Origin of the sequence: Methanolobus bombayensis (genome assembly GCF_017873415.1) — an archaeon.
In the GTDB taxonomy this organism is placed as follows: Archaea; Halobacteriota; Methanosarcinia; order Methanosarcinales; family Methanosarcinaceae; genus Methanolobus; species Methanolobus bombayensis.
In genome coordinates this window covers 126,912-144,739 of sequence record NZ_JAGGKD010000006.1, presented here as the reverse complement: position 1 = coordinate 144,739, position 17,828 = coordinate 126,912, and the positions used below count along the sequence as shown (strand labels likewise).

Below are 17,828 nucleotides of genomic sequence, written 5' to 3'. Positions count from 1 at the left end.
CCACCAACAAGAATCTCAAAATAGAAACAAAAGCCTATGCTCAATTCACTTTCTATCCACACTCTTCCATCATGAATTTCAGTATCCACTAGAGTTAAAGCAAAATCAAAAAGAGGGTAAAAACTAAAAAGGGTGCAGAATGCACCCTCTTAATAAAATATCAGCAAATGCTGGATCCTGGGTCCATATCTTTATCGGTACTAAGCAAGGAAACCTTTTCACCAGCATCTGCTGCCAAAAGCATTCCCTGTGATTCAACACCACAGAGCTTTACAGGCTTGAGATTCACAAGCACATTAACAGTCTTGCCGACCATTTCTTCAGGATCATAATATTCTGCAAGACCCGCAACAACCTGTCTTGGTTCCTTGTCTCCTATGTCGACTTCAAGACGCAGGAGTTTCTTTGATTTCTTGATCTTCTCAGCGGTAACTATCTTACCCACCCTGATATCAAGCTTTGCAAAATCATCATATTCTATCTCATCTTTGAATTCCATTTTTTCTTCCTCTTCGATACCTGCTTCTTTTGCCATTGCAGCCTTTACACGATTGGAAGATATCTCTTCCATCTCATCGATCTTATCATCCTCAAGCTTGGTGAAAAGTATTTTCGGCTTTTTGAGCTTTGTTCCGCTCACAGCAGGAACGGTTGCTTCCTCATATGTAGCTTCATGGACATCTGAATCCATACCTATCTGCTTCCATGCAACTTCCATGCTGCCCGGTGTCATTGGCTCGAACAACAATATAAGTGCTTTAGCAAGCTGGATGCAGTTCTTCACAACCTTTCCGCAGGCGTCCTTATCTTCTTTAATGAGCTTCCAGGGTTCATTTGACTGGAAGTATGAATTTCCGTATGATGCAAGAGCCATTGCAGTGTCAGCAGCTTTCTTGAACTCGTATTCGGAGTTTGCTCTTACTACTTCTTCAATGGTTGAATTGATCTTAGCCATAACCTCAGGGTCGATATCACCCTCAGGGATCTCACCGAAGTTCTTGAAAGCAAATAGCAGGTTCCTGTACAGGAAATTACCCAGCACACCTACAAGCTCGGTGTTTATCTTATCCTGGAATATCTTCCATGAGAAATTGACCTCTTTTGTGTGTGATGTATAACTTGCAAGATAATATCTGAGAAGGTCAGGGTGGAAACCATGATCAAGATAATCTTCCTCAACCCACACAACATATCCGCGACTCTTTGAGAACGTCTTGTCCTCAATTTTCAACATACCTGATGCAACAACTGCAGATGCCTGGCTGTAGTCTGCTCCCTTGAGCATTGCCGGCCAGAAAATACAGTGATGATAGATGATGTCCCCACCAATGAAGTGAACTATAGGACAGTCACCTCTCCAGAACTTCTCCCAGTCGCCTCCGGTTGCTTCTGCCCACTCTTCTGTGAAAGCCATGTAACCGATTGGTGCATCGACCCATACATATACCACAAGTTCATCGTGTCCCGGGAATCTTACACCCCACTCAAGGTTCCTGGTAATACACCAGTCTGTAAGCTCCTGCTTAATCCAGCCCATTGCATAGTTGCGTGCATTCAGTGTACCGCCAAGGTTCTCAAGGTGTTCCATGAGGAAGTCCTTAAACTCAGAAAGCTTGAAGAAAAAGTGCTCCTGTTCCTTATATTCGGCAGGACCTTTGCAGATTGTACAAACCGGCTCCTTAAGCTCTCCTGGTTCCAGATGTTTTCCACAACCCTGGTCACATTCATCTCCACGTGCCTTCTCACCACAGTGAGGGCATGTACCTGCAACATACCTGTCAGGAAGGAAACGGTCACATTGAGGACAGTAAGCGATCTCGATGACCTTTGGATAAACATAGCCTTTATCGATGAGCTTGTCAACTATCTCTATGGTACGGTTGTGGTTTGTTTCATCATCGGTTGTTCCGAATGCATCGAACATAACATCCATTTTTTTGAAGATTTCATCGAAATGAATATGATACTGCTGCACAAGTTCTTTAGGTGTGATTCCTAACTCTTCGGCATTTACTACAATGGGAGTCCCATGAGTATCAGAACCACAAACAAATGTTGTTTCCTGTGAGTTCTTTTTAAGTGACCTCACAAAAATATCCGCAGGAATGTATGTTCGAAGGTGTCCCACATGTGCCTTTCCGTTAGCATACGGAAGACCACATGTGACAAGCACGGCTTTATCAGAAGAAATGTTTGACATTTATTATCTCCACTAAAAATATGATCAATATATATGGTGTTGCATTGCTTGCAATTATAAAATATATTTCGCTCGCTAGCCACAAGGGAAGCTTTTTGAATATGCAAATACATTTTATATGCGGGATGGACTGAATAGATGAACGGAGATAATTCAGATAAAAACACAGAGGATGATAGCGAATATCATCTTTACCCGTATAGTTATGATAAAAACGAGAGTGGTGACACTCAAAAAGAGAACGATAAGATCCAGACCAGAGTCAAATACGAAGATCCTGAGATAGAAGCAAGTTCTGAAGATGAAGCACCTGTTATAACTGAAGCTTCTGAACCTGTTCAGGAAGAAATAGAAACCCAGGTAGAAAAGGATACTTCAAGTAACATTACGAGTGGTGAACCTGTAGACACTGTTACTGATACACATGTAAAGGAAGAAAAAGCAGAACCTGCACCACAAACAGGAACAGGTTATTACGAACCATCCCGGAAAACTCCTGTTGTTAAGAAGAAAAGCCGTAAATGGCAGTATGTTGCCATTGTCCTGGCTCTCTTGTTCGTCATTGGCATAAGTTTTGCAGCTATTTATCAGTCATTCAACGGTGATCTTTACTCTTCCAGCGATAAAATTGCTGTAATCTACATTGAAGGGACCATGGTTACAAGCAGCGTACCTGGTGGATTTGGCTACGCAAGCTCCGAAGTGATATCTGATAACATAAGAAAAGCCCTGAGAGATGAAAACGTGAAAGCTATAGTATTGCGTATCAACAGTGGTGGAGGATCTTCAACAGCCGGTGAAGAAGTATATGCTGAAGTCAAAAAGGCAAGCGATAGTGGAGTTCCTGTTATCATTTCAATGGGAAGTACGGCAGCCAGTGCAGCATACCATATTTCAGCACCCGCAGACCTGATAGTTGCTAACCCGTCAACAATGACCGGAAGTATAGGTACTATATGGCAATTCCAGAACCTATCAGAATACTACGACAAAGAAGGTGTCGAGTATTACATTGTAAAGTCCGGTGAATTCAAGGACATGGGAAGTGCTACCAGAGGACTTTCAGATGATGAGAAGGAATACGCCAACAAGGTTGTGGCTGAAGTTTACAGTAATTTTGTCATAGATGTAGCAGAAGGCAGAGACATGAGTGTCAGTGAAGTAAAAAGCCTTGCAGACGGTAGAATTTACACTGGCAGAGAAGCAAAGGAACTTGGACTTGTGGACGAACTGGGCAATTTCTATGATGCACTTGACATGGCTGGAGAACTCGCAGGAATTGATGAACCCACAATAGTTTACATGAACAAGCCAACCCTTTCCAGCCTGCTTTTCAGTTCAGAAGCTGATGTAGATGCAACCGCTGAACTGGTGTATTATTACAAAGACAGCCCTTTTGGATACTTAACCTGATGTGAATGCCTTTCACACCTTTTCATTTAGGACCAATCTTTCTTCTCGGAGAGATATTTGAGAAAAAGGTCAATCTTTTTTCTATTTTAATCGGAAGCATCATTATAGATATTCGTGCAACCTACTGTTTGTTTGCAGGCTGTCGGCCTTTGCACGGACCTCTTCACACTTTTTTGGCTGCGACTATTGTAGGGCTGCTAATTGCATGGTTAATTTATTCCCAAAGAACATGGTTGCAGAAAATAACCGATAAACTGAGGATAGAACAGAGTTATTCATTTAATTCAACCATACTCGGTTCAATTATCGGAACCTGGAGTCATGTGGTTCTGGATTCTCCCCTTTACAGTGAAATCACTCCTCTCTGGCCATCAACATCAAATCCATTGCTCTGGGAGATTAGTTCCGTTACAATATATGCTCTATGTGCAGTCTCTTTTCTGCCTGCAACAATTATATTCATTTACCGATACTGGAAAAGAGATTCAAAAAGTCAAAAATAATAATCATTCAATGCATTTTCCGGCATTCCTCATACCTGAAACAACCCACTACATGGTCATTTACCATTCCCACGGCCTGCATAAAAGCATAAATTATTGTGGGACCCACAAAATTGAATCCTCTCTTCTTCATGTCCTTACTTATCTTTTCAGATAACTCAGTTTTTGCAGGGATCTCTTGCATGGATTTCCATGAATTCTGTATTGGTTTCCCATCAGACAGGAATGTTTTGAGATAAGCATCGAAAGAACAAAATTCATTTCTAATTTGAATGAACACTTTTGCATTATTAACAGCAGAACGCACCTTCAGTTTGTTCCTGATAATTCCGGAATCCTGTAAAAGTTGGGAAATTTTCTTTTCATCATAAGTAGCAACTTTTTCGAAATCAAAATCATCAAAGGATTTCCTGTAATTCTCTCTCCTTTTCAGGATCGTATCCCAGCTGAGTCCTGCCTGAGCTCCTTCGAGTATCAGGAACTCGAACAGTTTCCTGTCATCATGTTCCGGAACTCCCCATTCCGTATCATGGTATGAAATTTCATGTTCGTTGGCTTCGGCCCATTCACACCGTGTATCCATAGAAAAATAATTTCCCTTACATTATAGATATAGATTATTAATTATTAGCAAATAAATATATTTATATACAAGGGACTACATCCCAATACTGTGTACCACTGCACAAATATAAATAAATCAATATGTGGGCGAGCACATAAAAAGGTGAATTTAATGTCAGAATGTGATTTCATAAAAGGATGTATATTTTTCAACGATAAAATGGAAACTAAATCAAATTTAGCATCTATGTACAAAAGAAAGTATTGTCAGGACAATTATGGAAATTGTGCGAGGTATATGGTCGCAACCACAGTTGGTAGAGAAAAAGTGCCATCCGACATGTTCCCGAATATGAGAGACAAAGCAGAAGAAATTATTTCCGAGAACAACTAACTCCTTATTTATCCAAATCTGACAGGAAGCAACCTGAAAGATATTCTCTTTTTTAGTTGATTCAACGTCCTTTCTTAATTCCACTGTGCTTTTCAAAAACGTATTCCTTTTAAGGGAAACACTCACATCTAACCTTCATATATTTCAGAGAGGTATCAAAGCTTTTATAGTTTCTTTTAGAGAATCCTGTATGGGAATGTGGGCATGAAGAAAACCGTTTATGATATCCGTGCTAAGAACTACGATAGTTGGTACGACAGGAATCCGGCTGTCTACGCTTCTGAAATAGAAGCTATCCGAAAACTAATGCCAGTGAATCCTGGAAAGAACAGCATAGAGATCGGAGTTGGTACAGGCAGGTTTGCATCAGAACTGGAGGTAAACTACGGGATTGATCCTTCTGTCAGTATGCTGGAAATTGCAGCAGGCAGGCAGGTAAGGTGTATAAAAGGAGTTTCAGAATCACTTCCTGTAAAAAGTTCATCTATGGAACTTTCCCTGATAGTTACAAGTTTTTGTTTGATGGATGCAGACCTGACACTGGAAGAAGTGCATCGTATCCTGACTTCAGATGGGGAGCTTATCATCGCTTTTGTCGAAAAGAACAGTATTCTCGGTAAGAAGTACCGTAAAAAAGCATCAAAAAGCAGATTCTACAGAAATGTTGTTTTTCGCACTGCAGAAGATATAATATCATTGTTGAAAGAACACAGATTCGGTGATATTACTGTCATGCAGACACTTTTCAAACCCCTGAATCTCATTCATCATCCGGAGGAGACAGAGGAGGGGTTCGGAAGAGGTTCCTTTATAGTTATAAAAGCAAAATGTATAAAGAACGAATGAACCCGTTTTAAGAAAATAGTGGGAGGAAAATATCTTGGTCAAAATTGGGAAAGAATTCATGGAAAGGACACAGTACCGGTATCTTGACAGGTCAGACCAGTCAAAAGGATATCCTAATCCTGATCTGGAACTTGGTTCAGAAGAAGACAAGAAGGTAATCGACCTTCCATCACCAGAGGATATTGAAATTGAGAACATTGATCTCAGAAGAGCAATCGAAAAAAGAACAAGTGTCAGAAGCTACATTCCAGAGCCGCTTTCCCTTGAAGAACTATCTTACCTGCTCTGGTGTACTCAGGGAGTGAAGGAAGTCGTCAGGAACGTTGCTACTTTCAGGACAGTACCGTCAGCAGGAGCAAGACACGCTCTGGAAACTTATATTCTCTCAAATAATGTCAATGGACTTGAGAAAGGTCTTTACAGGTTTCTTCCTATCGAGCATAAACTTGTGGAAATAAACACCCAAAAAGACATTGCCACAAAGATCAGACGTGGATGTCTTGACCAACCTTTTGTTACCAGTAGTGCTGCAACTTTAATCTGGACGGCGGTTCCCTACAGAATGACATGGAGATACGGACAGAGAGGTTACAGGTATCTGCATCTTGATGCCGGGCACGTGTGCCAGAACCTCTACCTAAGTGCAGAATCCGTGAGCTGCGGTGTCTGTGCCATTGCAGCATTCCTTGATGAAGAGATCAATCCTGCAATGGGAATTGATGGTGAATCTGAGTTTGTGATCTATGTTGCGACTGTGGGAAAAAAATGAGAGGAAAGAAACCATGAAATCAAAAAAGAATGAAAAGCTCAAACCTGTGAGTGAAAACTACAAAGTCGTTACTAAAGAACTCATGATTATCCCGGGTGTTGGAAAAAAGATAGCAGATGACCTCTGGAATCTCGAGATCCGCAGTGTTTCAGAACTTAAAGATAAAGATCCGGAGAAACTCTACCAGCAATTATGTGATTTTCAGGGAATGCATGTAGATCGGTGCATACTCTATGTTTTTAGATGTGCGATTTATTTCGCATCCAATGATGAGCATGACCCTGAACTTCTAAAATGGTGGAACTGGAAAGACTGAAACTTTCCAGAAGTACCTGATTAAAACTGGAAAAGCACTTAAGCAGATTCTCAAATTTCCATCTCAAGACCCAGATAATCCCTTAGAATTGTAAAAGCCATAGCGGGTGGGAAAGCACCGACTTCGGTGATTATAAGATCAATGTATTCTGCCGGAGTGACATCGAAAGCCGGATTGCTTACTTTAACATTTGGAAGCTCTTTGAGAATATCAGCATCTATTACTTCATCGCTTGCACGATCCTCAATCTCTACCATTTCACCAAGAAGGGTTCTGGGGCTGAATTTATAGGTCTCTGCAGCAACGATAACATTCCTGCGGGCTTCCTGTGCAGCCATTGCAAGCTGAGAAGTTCCTATCTTATTGATTAGCGCACCATTTACAGAGATTGAATCTGCGCCGACTACAACAAGGTCAACTTGCTTCATGGTCAGTCTTACAGCTGAATCTACGATAAGAGTTGTAGGAATTCCATAATCATTCAGTTCTTTAATAGTGATGAATCCCTGCCTTCTGGGTCTGGATTCAGTAGCTATGACTGATATGTCCTTGCCCTGATCAAAAGCGGTTTTGATAATCGAGAGTGCTGCATGGGAATTACAGTGCGTCATGATGACATCGCCATCATGAATGCGCTCTGCACCTATCTTTCCCATCTTATCAAGTGCTTGTTCCGCATTTGTTATGAATTTATCAGCATTCGCCTTTATGTCATCGATGGCATCGTAGACGTTTGTGGAACTGTGCCTTTTTGTGAGAGCAACTGCATTAGGAAGAGACACTGCCGTTGGTCTTGTATCAACAAGTGTCTTAGCGGCTTCTTCAAGTTTGACGTTAAACTCACTCATTGGAAGTGATTTCAGTGTCATTGCATAATCCCTGAGTGCTGCAGAAGCTGCAACTGCAATCCTTCCGGCACCCCTGATGTCCATCGTCTTTATCTTCTCTGCTGTAGTATTCAGGTCGTCCATAGCATTCATATTTATAAGTCGTAGTCAAAGAATTTATATTTAGCCAGTCAATCAATGTTATAAAAACGGAGACATGAAGCATGTACCAGCCTGATTTCCAGTATAACGACAGAATTGTGCGACTACTCGCACGAATACATGCAGCAAGGGAGATAATTCTCAACACGCATGTACCTCCTTCATGGGAAAGAAGGTTACAGATCAATAATCTTTTCAGACTCGCTTATCATGCTACCAGTCTTGAAGAGAACGGGCTTTCTATCAGGCAGGTTACAAAACTTGTTAACGGGCAGGACATTTTCGGAGATGAGACCGACAAGATGCAAGTATTGAACTTCCTGGAATTGAACGATTACCTGCAGGAAATGGAATACGATGAAATAACTGAGGATACTATTTTTACACTTCACAAAATAGCCATGAAGAATATAGCTCCTGAGGATGAGATAGGGAAGTATCGCACAACCATTATGGAAGGATTCATGGAACCTGAAAGAGTCAGATACTGTATCAGAGATTTACTGGAATGGGCATACGGGGAAGATTCCGACGATGTTTTGCCAGCACTAAAAGCAGCTATTGTGCATTTTGAGCTTTATCGAATGCATCCTTTTGAAAAAGCAAGTGGTACTGTTGCCAGAAGTGTTTCTTCTTACATGCTTGCAAAGAACTTCAGGGAAGCAAAAAAACTGTTTACAATAGAAGAGTTCTTCAACCAGGGAAAAAAGGACTATTTTGAGAGACTTGAAGGAAAGGGTGACAATAAACCCGACATTAACGAGTGGCTGGAGTATTATCTTTACGGGCTTGCGCTTAAGATCTCAAGAGTAGAAAATGCTGTACTTAACATTAGTCGTGACTACGGAACAATAGGAAAATACATTCAGACAGGACTGAAAGACCGCCAGCTTGAAGCTATCAGGTTTGCCCGTGAAATGGGGAAGATCACTAACAAAGAGTACCAGAAGTTATGTGACCTGAGTGTTTCAACTGCAAAACGCGACCTTCAGGACCTTGTTAAGAAAAAGATTTTCATACAGGTTGGAAGGACCGGCAGAGGAACTTATTACAAACTTCGGTTTGACCATCTTGATGAACTCATATGAGCTTTCTGAAAATCAGAAAATGAGAATTAAATGAGATTTGGATTACAAGCACTCTCTAACTATGTTTGTATATATCTTGTTCATGAGGGTGTAGTATCCTGAAAGCTCCTTGTAAATCTCTTCTGCAACATCCTCATGATATGTATGAGTTGTCATGTTCCTGTCATCGGTCATATAAAGTGCCTGCATGCTCTCATCTTCGTTTATGAGATGCATTCTGAAAGCTTCACGGAAGCATGACTTTGGAGAATTGCATATCAGACCTTCCCTTTCAATGAGATACTCTTTTACAAGTTTCCAGATGGCTTCAAAGGTATACTCAAAACGCTGGATAGCAGCATCCCTGATTATCATGGAATATGGTTCATCCATTATTTCCTGAAGAGTATCAAGGGCCCTTTTTGCAACCTTTGCTTTCATTTTGAGTTTGTACTGCCTTTCCCTTTCCATATTTCTCCCTCATTAAGCACCTGCTGCCTGAAATCCTCTGAAACTGTGGAAAGGTCCACAAGGTCCACATTATAAGGAATATTCATCTCTTCTAATTCTGCTCTTAAAGCAGTTATTATTTTTCTGTCAAAACAGCCTGTCGGCAGAATCCCAATATCAATATCGGATGTTCTATGAGCATTTCCCTTTGCCCTGGAACCGAACAGAAAGATTTGAACATCCTCATTTTCAAAAGCCTGAAGTACAGCAGCTTTGACTTTTTGAATAGATGTTTTAAAAACAGAAGATGAAACATGAGCCTCAGGCATAAACAGCTTCCCTCATGATATAATCCTTTAACTTGGGTTTAATAGCTGTTTCAATTACCAGATCAACTTCTCTTTCAAAATGTTCTTCTAAATAAAATTTTATTTCCATGAAATTGTCAAAGGTCTTTTTACCTTCTGAAAACTCTACAAGAACATCTACATCACTTTTATCCAATGCTTCGCCTCTGGCAAATGAGCCGAAAATGCCTAATTTTTTAAGGCCAAAACGTTCTTTAATAACGTTTTCATGCTCTTTCAGAAGGTTTAAAGCATTCATAATCAATACTTGTTCACAAAGTTTAAATTATTATCCTTGAAATTTGGTTCAAATATATGCTTTCTACATACACTCAACTGTTAATTCAAAACGAATTTCAATAAAAAGCCACATAAAAATAAGTGAAGATTATGTCCGACAGAATTCCAGTTTCTGATGACTCCATCCTGACACGCTGGATGAGAGTTGAAATAGGAAAAATAAACGATGGTCTTGTTTCTGAACGTAAGAGCCTTGCCCAGCTGCTAATGGAAGAAAAACCTGCATCCATAACAAAAGCAGGACAGGAACATACATTTAATAAAGATGTACTGAAAGAACTGGGAAATAAACTTCCATCCGACCTGCACAGGAAACTGAAGGTACCTATTATCTTTTTTTCAGATAATAGAGTTCCTGACAGTTGTTATCTCAATGACCCCACAGCTCTTGAAACTTTAAAGATATTAGGAGAAATGAGTAAAATGAGAAGGATGCAGAAGGGAAAATTGTGGGTTGGCAGGTCCATAGTATATGCAATAATGCAGAAGTATCCAAGTGTTGTACAGATAGCTATGCGATGACAGGACATCAGAATTATAATAAGTCTCTTCAGATTCCTTTCTTATATTTTTCTTTAATACCATTTTAGAGAGCATTTTACACTTAAAACTATCAATCTATAAACATCAGGTTTCTCGATTGTCCACAATATGTCGCATATTGACGTCTAAAAGGCAAATTATATATACAATATGTCAAGTATATTTTACATGGAGATAAGTATGAAAGCTCAGGAAATAATATCGCTAATATTTGGAACCGTTTTGTTTACGATGGGAACCTACGTAATGGTCTATGAACCTGCATGGGTTTCAAGCATTTATGGTGCAGCTGCAGGACTCATAGGAGCAGGTATTGCGCTTGTTGCAATAACCCTGTGGAACTATATGAACAGAAAAAGCGGAATAATAAAAGAGGATGAAAGGGATTATAGAATTGCTGAAAAGGCCAGTTTCAGGACTTTCCAGATAATATTCATAATCCAGGGATTCCTGCTTGCTGTTCTTGGAATTATCAATATCCAGTTACCTGCACAGCCTGTCGTTGCGACACTTTTTGCGATCACAGGAATATCTTATATGGGATTCTTCCAATGGTACAGGAAGCAGATGTGATGAGGAATAGCAATGAAAAATAACATCAAGGTGTGGCGTGCTAAAAATGACATTACCCAGGACGGACTGGCAAAAAAGCTGGGAGTCACCAGACAAACTATAAATGCTATTGAAAGAGGAAAGTATGACCCAAGTCTGGAACTGGCTTTCAGACTTGCCGGCTTTTTCGATTGCACCATTGAAGATATTTTTACTTATGAGTAAAAACCAGTCTTAATGGTTAATATTTCTAATTTAATATTTCTGAATATAAACAATAATACCAAATACGGCCATTTCAATTATATCATAGAGATCACAGATTTGAGGATTTATCATGACCAAGATCTTATCCATTAACCCTGCAACAAGTACAGTCATCAGCGAAGTTGAAATGCACACCGATGAGCAGGTGAACCAGATGCTCAAAAAATCTGCTGAAACGTTCGGGGAATGGAAAAGAACGGATATCTCTGAGAGAAACAAGCTACTGAAGAACTTTGCCGAGATTCTGCGGAAAAATAAAGAGGAGTATGGAAAACTCATCACTACAGAGATGGGTAAGGTCATGAAGCAGGCTGTTCCTGAGGTTGCCAAATGTGCCACCATGTTCGATTACTTTGCTGACAATGCCGAAAAGATGCTTGAACCTGAACCTGCGGAAGAAGGGACTTGCGACCAGATGATCCACTACGAACCTATGGGAACCGTGCTTGCGATAAAGCCCTGGAACTTCCCTTTCTGGCAGGTTCTCAGCGCAGCAGCACATGTGCTGGCTGGTGGAAATGTCATGGTTCTCAAACATTCAAGCTACGTACCCCTTTGTGCTCTTGAGATAGAGAATATCTTTCTTGAAGCAGGATTTCCTGAAGGTGTCTTCCAGACAATGATAGTTGATGGGAAGACCGCATCCTCACTTATTTCAAGAGATGAGGTGAAAGCTGTATCTTTCACAGGAGGATACGATGCCGGACAGAAGGTTGCTGAACTTGCAGCGCATAACATGAAGAAATTCGTGCTGGAACTTGGCGGAAGTGACCCATTCATAATCCTTGATGATGCAAATGTTGAAATGGCTGCAAAGGTTGGAGTTCCGAGCCGATTCATCAATACCGGACAGACATGCATTGCAGCCAAGCGTTTCATAGTCATGGAAGATGTGGCTGAAGAATTCACTGAAAAGTTTGTTGAAGGAACACTCAACCTGAAGATCGGTGATCCTATGGACCCTGAAACAGATATCGGTCCAATGGTCAGGAATGAGCAGATGCTTACACTGGAAGAACAAGTCGCTAATGCCATATCAATGGGTGCAGAACCTCTTGTACCCGGAGGAAGAATGGCAGGTAAGGGATTCATGTATTCTCCAACTGTTCTCAGCGGAGTGAGCAGGGACATGAAGGTCATGACAGAAGAAACATTCGGACCTGTGGCACCGATTATTACTGTGAAAACTGAGGAAGAAGCCATCGAACTTGCAAACGATTCAGAGTTCGGACTTGGTGCCAGTGTCTGGAGCCAGGAGCGTGACAGGGCTATGAGAGTTGCATCAGAACTTGAAACCGGAATGGTTGGAGTGAACTCATTCTGCACACCACAGGCATGCCTGCCATTTGGCGGAGTTAAGAAAAGCGGAATGGGAAGAGAACTTTCAAGACATGGATTCCTTGAGTTCATGAATATCAAGTCTATGAAGCTGATGTGAATGAAGTTGATTCAAAGAGACTTTTAGTCTTATTTTTTCTTTTTGTTCATAATATTCATGAATCGCTTGTTACTGATAGGATGATAACTGATGATCTCTCCATTATAAATGATGCTAAAAGTTCCGAAAGCACATGGAGAATTCTGAACAGCTTCATGGCCTTCAAGATCAATTAAAGTAGCATCAATACCGAATTCCTTTTTTGCAGACTCAATGATGGCGTTCACATTCTTTTCAGTATAAGGACACTGAGCTGAACGCAAAACAAAAAGTCCTTCTTTGTAATTCTCCAGTTGTTGCTCCATATTCTTAAATTTAGGATTAGGTGCATCCTCGTTGAATTTTAGAACCAGCAATTCAAAATCAGGCTTGGCTTTGTCAACCTCAACAAACCCTTTTTTGATAAAAATATCCTTTTTAGCCATGAATGAACCTCTTCTGGTAACAACAGAAACTCCATTCATACCCTTGTTTTTGGCTTCTTCGATGCATCCATCAATGAGAGAGGATGCATAGCCCTTTCCTTTAAACTCATTTCTGAATCCCACAAAAATACATTGGATAAACATGTACCCATCAGCATCAACCGGCCTGTGTGCATATTCGCCGGGAATATACTCAAGCATTCCCTGATACAGTCCTTTTTCGGAGAGCAGAGCTTTTATTCTCAGACCTTTTGGATGATATCCACTGAACCAGTTTATCTTTTTTCTGAGTTCAAGATGCTTCTTTATATCTTTGTAACCGCACACACCATATTCAGAAATGTTATCCGGTGTCAGGTCTATAATTTTAATATCGCTCATTTTTTGCATCTCCGCTTAAACTGGAAAAACACATATTTAGAATATTTTTGTACAGAGTTTGATATATCTTTCTAAACGACTATATCCCTTTCAGTAATTAAAAAACAAAAAAAGAAAATGAAAGAAACGAAGATTTACTCACAATTATACGATTGTGTTAATCTTTTAAAGTCCTTGTCTCAATAATATCTATAGACGACATTAGATTCCTGATAAACTAAATTTTGGTTCAGAGAGAAATTTACTTACTCATTGCTGTTCTCTGCAAATGCTAAAATGTAGCCATTACAGTCCCTTATATAGAACTCCTTCATCCCGTACCATGTTGTTTTCAAATCAACTACAACATCGACTTTCGATCTTATATTTTGATAGAATTCTTCAATACCCTCAACTCCCATATAAAACGATACAGATGCACCATACTCTACATCCTTAAGGGGTGGAATGTCTTCTCCAATACTATCTAAACGCTGGAACTGGAAATCAATTCCATCTCTGCCCATCATCACATAGATATAAGTCTTGTCTCCGTTAAGTTCGTTATCAATTCCGCTTTTGTCTTCTGGAACAGCCATTAAAACATTAAATCCCAGAATGTCCTGATAATACGAAACTGTCTTTCTTATATCCTGTACCGCAAAATTTGGTGTCAATTTGTTTAATTTCATGATTTACTCCCCATAATGTCAAAGAACTTTTTGATAAAAAATCAATTTCTATTCTATAATCAGTACGTATCCTGATTTTAAATACCTTCTACAAATCTGTAATTTCAGACAAATGAGGGAGTTGATTTATCAGGTGTCATAGTCCTTATCATTTCATACTGAGAATACCAATTTTCAAAACAATTCCCGTAAAAATTCAATTTTAAACTCATATTCAAAAAGTACCTTTCTAAGCAATTATATATCATGCCAACTATTATATAAAAGAGGGAATCTGGATTTTAATGGTCCTTATTCCAAAAATAAGTGAGAGGAATTCCAATTGGGGAAAATTAAGTCTGTAAATCCCGCAACCGGAGAATTGAACGGGGAATTTAACCTCTATTCTCAGCAAGTTGTGGATGAGAAAATAGGAAATTCCCGAAAAGCATTTGCTCAATGGAAAAACGAGCCTCTGTGTGAAAGAACTTTTTCCATAGAATGTGTGGGTGAGGTTCTGAGAAACAGAAAAGAAGAGCTTGCAGAGCTCATCACAAAAGAAATGGGCAAACCTATAAGGGAATCAATGTCAGAGATCGAAAAATGTGCGTGGACATGTGATTACTTCTCCAGGAACGCTGAAAGTTTTCTCGAACCAGAATTTGTAGAAACTGATGCTGAGACATCCGGCTTTGTATATGAACCGATGGGAACAGTACTTAGTATAATGCCCTGGAACTTCCCGTTCTGGCAGGCACTGAGATTTGGAATACCTGCACTTGCAGGTGGAAATACAGTCCTTTTGAAACATGCCAGTAACGTTCCTATGTGTGCTCTGGAGATAGAGAAGATCTTTGCTGAAGCCGGAATGCCGGAAGGTGTCTATCAGACACTCCTTGTGGATGGTCCCACAGCTTCTTCATTGATATCAAAGGACGAGATCAATGCTGTTACTTTCACAGGGAGCCAGCCTGCCGGAGAAAAGGTGGCAGAAGCTGCAGGAAGGAGTATAAAAAAAGTTGTTCTTGAACTTGGGGGAAGCGATCCTTTGATAGTCCTGGAAGATGCCGACATAGAAAAGGTGGCTGAAGCAGCAGTTTCAGCTCGCTTCCAGAATTGCGGACAAAGCTGTATTGCAGCCAAACGTTTACTAGTTGATGAAAAGATTGCAGAAGCCTTTACTGACAGATTCATAGATAAAGTTGCTGAACTCAATATTGGGGACCCCATGGACCAAAATACCGATATGGGACCACTCTCCAGTGAAGCACAGAGAGATATAATTGAAAAACAAATGGCAAGGACACTGGAGATGGGAGCTAAAGTCCTGCTGGAAGGAGGTTCCCCGGAAGGAGACGGATTCTTCTATCAACCAGTTGTGCTCAGCGACATTAACAAAGAGGCACCTGTTGTCAGAGAGGAAACATTCGGACCTGTGGCCCCGATAATAACTTTCAATAATGATGAAGAAGCTATTAAATTAGCAAACAGCACTGAGTTCGGACTTGGAGCCAGCATCTGGAGCAAAGAGACCGAGAGGGCAATGAGAATGACACGGCATATCGAAGCCGGGAACATTGCAATTAACAACCTTGTGGCATCAGATCCGCGATTACCGTTTGGGGGTATGAAAAAAAGCGGTATCGGAAGAGAGCTGTACCGCATAGGAATGCTTGAATTCATGACTGTAAAATCCATGAAGGTGTATTAAGAATGAAAGCCAGTGACCTTTTTGTGAAATGTCTCGAAAATGAGGGAGTAGAATACATATTCGGAGTTCCGGGAGAGGAAACAATAGATCTCACAGAATCTCTCAGAAAATCAAAGATAAAATTCATTCCAACAAGGCATGAGCAAAGTGCCGCTTTTATGGCAGATGTATACGGCAGGCTCACACACAAACCAGGTGTCTGTCTGGCAACACTGGGTCCGGGAGCTACAAATCTCATTACTGGCATTGCAGATGCACATCTGGACAAAGCACCTCTTGTAGCGATTACCGGACAATCAGCCCTTGAGAAAACACATAAAGAATCACACCAGTATATTGATATTGTCACAGCTTTTAAGCAGTTCACAACATGGAACTCAAAGGTCACACGAGCAGATTTCATCCCGGAAATTGTACACAAGGCTTTTGATATCGCAACTGATCGGCCAGGAGCAACACACATAGAACTCCCGGAAGACGTTGCAGGTGAAGAGACATCAAAGGAACCTATTTCAAAAAAGGTTTATCCGCATACCAGTGTTCATGATGAAAGTGAGCTTAAAAGATCTGCTGAAATGATAAAAAAGAGTTCTATGCCAGTAATTCTTGCAGGAAATGGTGTTTTCAGAGAGGAAGCAGCCACTGAACTCAGAAAACTCGTTCAGTTCACTGGTCTTCCGGTTGTTACAACTTTCATGGGAAAAGGTGCAGTAGCTGCAGATGACGAGCACTATCTTGGTTCAATGGGAATAAAGGACCATGACCACATTATGTGTGGTTTTGAGATGGCAGATCTTATCATCTGTGTGGGATACGACTATGTAGAATACAGCCCTAAATTCTGGAATCCTGATAAAGCCAAGAAGATAATCCACATACATACAGACCATCCGGAAATCGATGAAAATTACATGCCGGATATAATGCTCATTGGAAGCATCAAACAGGCACTTTTTAATCTCAGACAGCAATGTGAATTTACCAGGGAAATGCCTGACAAGTTTACAAAGGTCCGCTCAAGGATGAAAGCTGAAATTGAGGATTATGCAGAAGATTTGGCATACCCGGTAAAGCCTCAGAGAATACTGTCCGATGTAAGAGAATGTATTGACAGGGATGACATACTCATCAGCGATGTCGGTGCCCATAAATTATGGATCGGTCGCCTGTTCCCTGCATACGAACCAAATACCATTTTTATTTCCAACGGACTTGCAACCATGGGTTTTGCACTTCCTGGTGCCATTGCAGCCAGCATGATAAAACCTGAGAAGAAAGTTGTTGCAATTGTAGGAGACGGTGGTTTCCTCATGAATTTACAGGACCTTGAAACTGCTGTGAGATTTGGATGCAATTTTGTTGTTATCATTTTCAACGACTCTAAATACGGTCTCATTGAATGGCATGAAAGGAAAGCTTTCAATGAAACCATGGGAATTGATTTTACAAACCCGGACTTCGTTATGCTTGCACAGAGCTTCGGAGCAAAGGGTGTTAAAATTGAGAGCACCGAAGATTTAAAGCCAAAACTTACTGAAGCCCTGGAAGCTGGAGGAGTCTGGTTGCTGGATGTACCGGTAGATTATTCCGAGAACATCAAACTTACAGAGAAACTGAAGGATAATTACTGTGAGATATAATAGATTCATAATCCCGAATTTAACTCCCTGAAAATCAGATACATTTATAAAAAGTCCACTTTA

Annotated in this window: 21 protein-coding genes; 13 read left to right on the top strand and 8 right to left on the bottom strand. The window is 40.5% G+C overall.

Annotated elements, in window-relative coordinates; all coding sequences use genetic code 11:
• Window positions 1-160 precede the first annotated feature (160 nt).
• Window positions 161-2,200, bottom strand: a complete 2,040-nt coding sequence (gene metG / locus J2746_RS09065) for a methionine--tRNA ligase (RefSeq protein WP_209619470.1) — start codon at window positions 2,198-2,200, stop codon at window positions 161-163.
• Window positions 2,201-2,338: 138 nt separating this feature from the next.
• Here metG and sppA point away from each other — a divergent pair, with 138 nt between their 5' ends.
• Both sppA and J2746_RS09055 read left to right on the top strand, forming a co-directional pair.
• Entirely contained in the window at window positions 2,339-3,613 is a 1,275-nt protein-coding gene (gene sppA / locus J2746_RS09060; RefSeq protein ID WP_209619461.1) for a signal peptide peptidase SppA, read from the top strand.
• A 5-nt stretch (window positions 3,614-3,618) separates the two neighbouring features.
• Window positions 3,619-4,116 (top strand): metal-dependent hydrolase, encoded by a 498-nt coding sequence (locus J2746_RS09055; RefSeq protein WP_209619458.1) that lies wholly within the window; start codon window positions 3,619-3,621, stop codon window positions 4,114-4,116.
• A 7-nt stretch (window positions 4,117-4,123) separates the two neighbouring features.
• On the opposite strand, the gene J2746_RS09050 is transcribed toward J2746_RS09055, so the two are convergent.
• Window positions 4,124-4,699 carry a DNA-3-methyladenine glycosylase I gene (locus J2746_RS09050; RefSeq protein WP_209619455.1) on the bottom strand — a complete coding sequence of 192 codons (576 nt, stop codon included), beginning with the start codon at window positions 4,697-4,699 and terminating at the stop codon, window positions 4,124-4,126.
• A gap of 153 nt (window positions 4,700-4,852) precedes the next feature.
• Between J2746_RS09050 and J2746_RS09045 the strand changes: the two genes are divergently transcribed.
• The 4 genes from J2746_RS09045 to J2746_RS09030 all read left to right on the top strand — a co-directional run bounded on the left by J2746_RS09045 (window position 4,853) and on the right by J2746_RS09030 (window position 7,005).
• Window positions 4,853-5,074 carry a hypothetical protein gene (locus tag J2746_RS09045; RefSeq protein ID WP_209619452.1) on the top strand — a complete coding sequence of 74 codons (222 nt, stop codon included), beginning with the start codon at window positions 4,853-4,855 and terminating at the stop codon, window positions 5,072-5,074.
• A 204-nt stretch (window positions 5,075-5,278) separates the two neighbouring features.
• Window positions 5,279-5,920 (top strand): class I SAM-dependent methyltransferase, encoded by a 642-nt coding sequence (locus tag J2746_RS09040; RefSeq protein ID WP_209619450.1) that lies wholly within the window; start codon window positions 5,279-5,281, stop codon window positions 5,918-5,920.
• Between the two features lie 34 nt (window positions 5,921-5,954).
• Entirely contained in the window at window positions 5,955-6,689 is a 735-nt protein-coding gene (locus J2746_RS09035; RefSeq protein WP_209619447.1) for a SagB/ThcOx family dehydrogenase, read from the top strand.
• A 13-nt stretch (window positions 6,690-6,702) separates the two neighbouring features.
• Complete coding sequence (locus J2746_RS09030; RefSeq protein ID WP_209619444.1) at window positions 6,703-7,005, top strand: helix-hairpin-helix domain-containing protein; 303 nt, start codon at window positions 6,703-6,705, stop codon at window positions 7,003-7,005.
• A 50-nt stretch (window positions 7,006-7,055) separates the two neighbouring features.
• On the opposite strand, the gene J2746_RS09025 is transcribed toward J2746_RS09030, so the two are convergent.
• Window positions 7,056-7,976: a ribose 1,5-bisphosphate isomerase gene (locus J2746_RS09025; RefSeq protein ID WP_209619793.1), complete on the bottom strand. Its 921-nt coding sequence runs from the start codon at window positions 7,974-7,976 to the stop codon at window positions 7,056-7,058.
• Window positions 7,977-8,056: 80 nt separating this feature from the next.
• Here J2746_RS09025 and J2746_RS09020 point away from each other — a divergent pair, with 80 nt between their 5' ends.
• Complete coding sequence (locus J2746_RS09020) at window positions 8,057-9,082, top strand: Fic family protein (protein ID WP_209619441.1); 1,026 nt, start codon at window positions 8,057-8,059, stop codon at window positions 9,080-9,082.
• Between the two features lie 42 nt (window positions 9,083-9,124).
• Here the strand turns inward: J2746_RS09020 and J2746_RS09015 are convergent, their stop codons facing one another.
• From J2746_RS09015 to J2746_RS09005, 3 genes are read right to left on the bottom strand one after another with little or no spacing between them, the layout of a single operon-like run.
• Window positions 9,125-9,532, bottom strand: coding sequence for an HI0074 family nucleotidyltransferase substrate-binding subunit (locus tag J2746_RS09015; protein WP_209619438.1), 408 nt, complete (start codon window positions 9,530-9,532; stop codon window positions 9,125-9,127).
• Complete coding sequence (gene mntA, locus J2746_RS09010) at window positions 9,499-9,840, bottom strand: type VII toxin-antitoxin system MntA family adenylyltransferase antitoxin (RefSeq protein WP_209619435.1); 342 nt, start codon at window positions 9,838-9,840, stop codon at window positions 9,499-9,501. Before mntA ends, J2746_RS09015 begins: the two co-directional genes overlap by 34 nt.
• The gene (locus J2746_RS09005; RefSeq protein WP_209619432.1) at window positions 9,833-10,117 is read right to left on the bottom strand and encodes a nucleotidyltransferase family protein; all 285 of its coding nucleotides are present in this window, start codon (window positions 10,115-10,117) and stop codon (window positions 9,833-9,835) included. Before J2746_RS09005 ends, mntA begins: the two co-directional genes overlap by 8 nt.
• A 131-nt stretch (window positions 10,118-10,248) precedes the next feature.
• Between J2746_RS09005 and J2746_RS09000 the strand changes: the two genes are divergently transcribed.
• The 4 genes from J2746_RS09000 to J2746_RS08985 all read left to right on the top strand — a co-directional run bounded on the left by J2746_RS09000 (window position 10,249) and on the right by J2746_RS08985 (window position 12,958).
• Window positions 10,249-10,680 (top strand): DUF61 family protein, encoded by a 432-nt coding sequence (locus J2746_RS09000; RefSeq protein ID WP_209619429.1) that lies wholly within the window; start codon window positions 10,249-10,251, stop codon window positions 10,678-10,680.
• A 201-nt stretch (window positions 10,681-10,881) separates the two neighbouring features.
• Window positions 10,882-11,274 carry a DUF2178 domain-containing protein gene (locus J2746_RS08995; RefSeq protein ID WP_209619425.1) on the top strand — a complete coding sequence of 131 codons (393 nt, stop codon included), beginning with the start codon at window positions 10,882-10,884 and terminating at the stop codon, window positions 11,272-11,274.
• Window positions 11,275-11,286: 12 nt separating this feature from the next.
• Window positions 11,287-11,478, top strand: coding sequence for a helix-turn-helix transcriptional regulator (locus J2746_RS08990; protein WP_209619422.1), 192 nt, complete (start codon window positions 11,287-11,289; stop codon window positions 11,476-11,478).
• A 112-nt stretch (window positions 11,479-11,590) separates the two neighbouring features.
• A complete protein-coding gene (locus J2746_RS08985; RefSeq protein WP_209619418.1) occupies window positions 11,591-12,958 on the top strand; it encodes an NAD-dependent succinate-semialdehyde dehydrogenase in 1,368 nt (455 codons plus the stop codon).
• A 29-nt stretch (window positions 12,959-12,987) separates the two neighbouring features.
• Here the strand turns inward: J2746_RS08985 and J2746_RS08980 are convergent, their stop codons facing one another.
• Entirely contained in the window at window positions 12,988-13,764 is a 777-nt protein-coding gene (locus J2746_RS08980) for a YoaP domain-containing protein (RefSeq protein WP_209619415.1), read from the bottom strand.
• A 245-nt stretch (window positions 13,765-14,009) separates the two neighbouring features.
• Window positions 14,010-14,435 carry a VOC family protein gene (locus J2746_RS08975; protein ID WP_209619412.1) on the bottom strand — a complete coding sequence of 142 codons (426 nt, stop codon included), beginning with the start codon at window positions 14,433-14,435 and terminating at the stop codon, window positions 14,010-14,012.
• A 322-nt stretch (window positions 14,436-14,757) separates the two neighbouring features.
• Here J2746_RS08975 and J2746_RS08970 point away from each other — a divergent pair, with 322 nt between their 5' ends.
• Together J2746_RS08970 and J2746_RS08965 are read left to right on the top strand one after the other, a co-directional pair.
• Window positions 14,758-16,125: an NAD-dependent succinate-semialdehyde dehydrogenase gene (locus J2746_RS08970; protein ID WP_209619409.1), complete on the top strand. Its 1,368-nt coding sequence runs from the start codon at window positions 14,758-14,760 to the stop codon at window positions 16,123-16,125.
• A gap of 2 nt (window positions 16,126-16,127) precedes the next feature.
• Complete coding sequence (locus tag J2746_RS08965) at window positions 16,128-17,765, top strand: acetolactate synthase large subunit (protein ID WP_209619407.1); 1,638 nt, start codon at window positions 16,128-16,130, stop codon at window positions 17,763-17,765.
• Window positions 17,766-17,828 lie beyond the last annotated feature (63 nt).

Bases quoted from the DNA above. Each gene is read 5' to 3' on its own strand.
- metG (WP_209619470.1), bottom strand. From the start codon at position 2,200: ATGTCAAACATTTCTTCTGATAAAGCCGTGCTTGTCACATGTGGTCTT.
- sppA (WP_209619461.1), top strand. From the start codon at position 2,339: ATGAACGGAGATAATTCAGATAAAAACACAGAGGATGATAGCGAATAT.
- J2746_RS09055 (WP_209619458.1), top strand. From the start codon at position 3,619: ATGCCTTTCACACCTTTTCATTTAGGACCAATCTTTCTTCTCGGAGAG.
- J2746_RS09050 (WP_209619455.1), bottom strand. From the start codon at position 4,699: ATGGATACACGGTGTGAATGGGCCGAAGCCAACGAACATGAAATTTCA.
- J2746_RS09045 (WP_209619452.1), top strand. From the start codon at position 4,853: ATGTCAGAATGTGATTTCATAAAAGGATGTATATTTTTCAACGATAAA.
- J2746_RS09040 (WP_209619450.1), top strand. From the start codon at position 5,279: ATGAAGAAAACCGTTTATGATATCCGTGCTAAGAACTACGATAGTTGG.
- J2746_RS09030 (WP_209619444.1), top strand. From the start codon at position 6,703: ATGAAATCAAAAAAGAATGAAAAGCTCAAACCTGTGAGTGAAAACTAC.
- J2746_RS09025 (WP_209619793.1), bottom strand. From the start codon at position 7,976: ATGGACGACCTGAATACTACAGCAGAGAAGATAAAGACGATGGACATC.
- J2746_RS09020 (WP_209619441.1), top strand. From the start codon at position 8,057: ATGTACCAGCCTGATTTCCAGTATAACGACAGAATTGTGCGACTACTC.
- J2746_RS09015 (WP_209619438.1), bottom strand. From the start codon at position 9,532: ATGGAAAGGGAAAGGCAGTACAAACTCAAAATGAAAGCAAAGGTTGCA.
- mntA (WP_209619435.1), bottom strand. From the start codon at position 9,840: ATGCCTGAGGCTCATGTTTCATCTTCTGTTTTTAAAACATCTATTCAA.
- J2746_RS09005 (WP_209619432.1), bottom strand. From the start codon at position 10,117: ATGAATGCTTTAAACCTTCTGAAAGAGCATGAAAACGTTATTAAAGAA.
- J2746_RS09000 (WP_209619429.1), top strand. From the start codon at position 10,249: ATGTCCGACAGAATTCCAGTTTCTGATGACTCCATCCTGACACGCTGG.
- J2746_RS08995 (WP_209619425.1), top strand. From the start codon at position 10,882: ATGAAAGCTCAGGAAATAATATCGCTAATATTTGGAACCGTTTTGTTT.
- J2746_RS08990 (WP_209619422.1), top strand. From the start codon at position 11,287: ATGAAAAATAACATCAAGGTGTGGCGTGCTAAAAATGACATTACCCAG.
- J2746_RS08985 (WP_209619418.1), top strand. From the start codon at position 11,591: ATGACCAAGATCTTATCCATTAACCCTGCAACAAGTACAGTCATCAGC.
- J2746_RS08980 (WP_209619415.1), bottom strand. From the start codon at position 13,764: ATGAGCGATATTAAAATTATAGACCTGACACCGGATAACATTTCTGAA.
- J2746_RS08975 (WP_209619412.1), bottom strand. From the start codon at position 14,435: ATGAAATTAAACAAATTGACACCAAATTTTGCGGTACAGGATATAAGA.
- J2746_RS08965 (WP_209619407.1), top strand. From the start codon at position 16,128: ATGAAAGCCAGTGACCTTTTTGTGAAATGTCTCGAAAATGAGGGAGTA.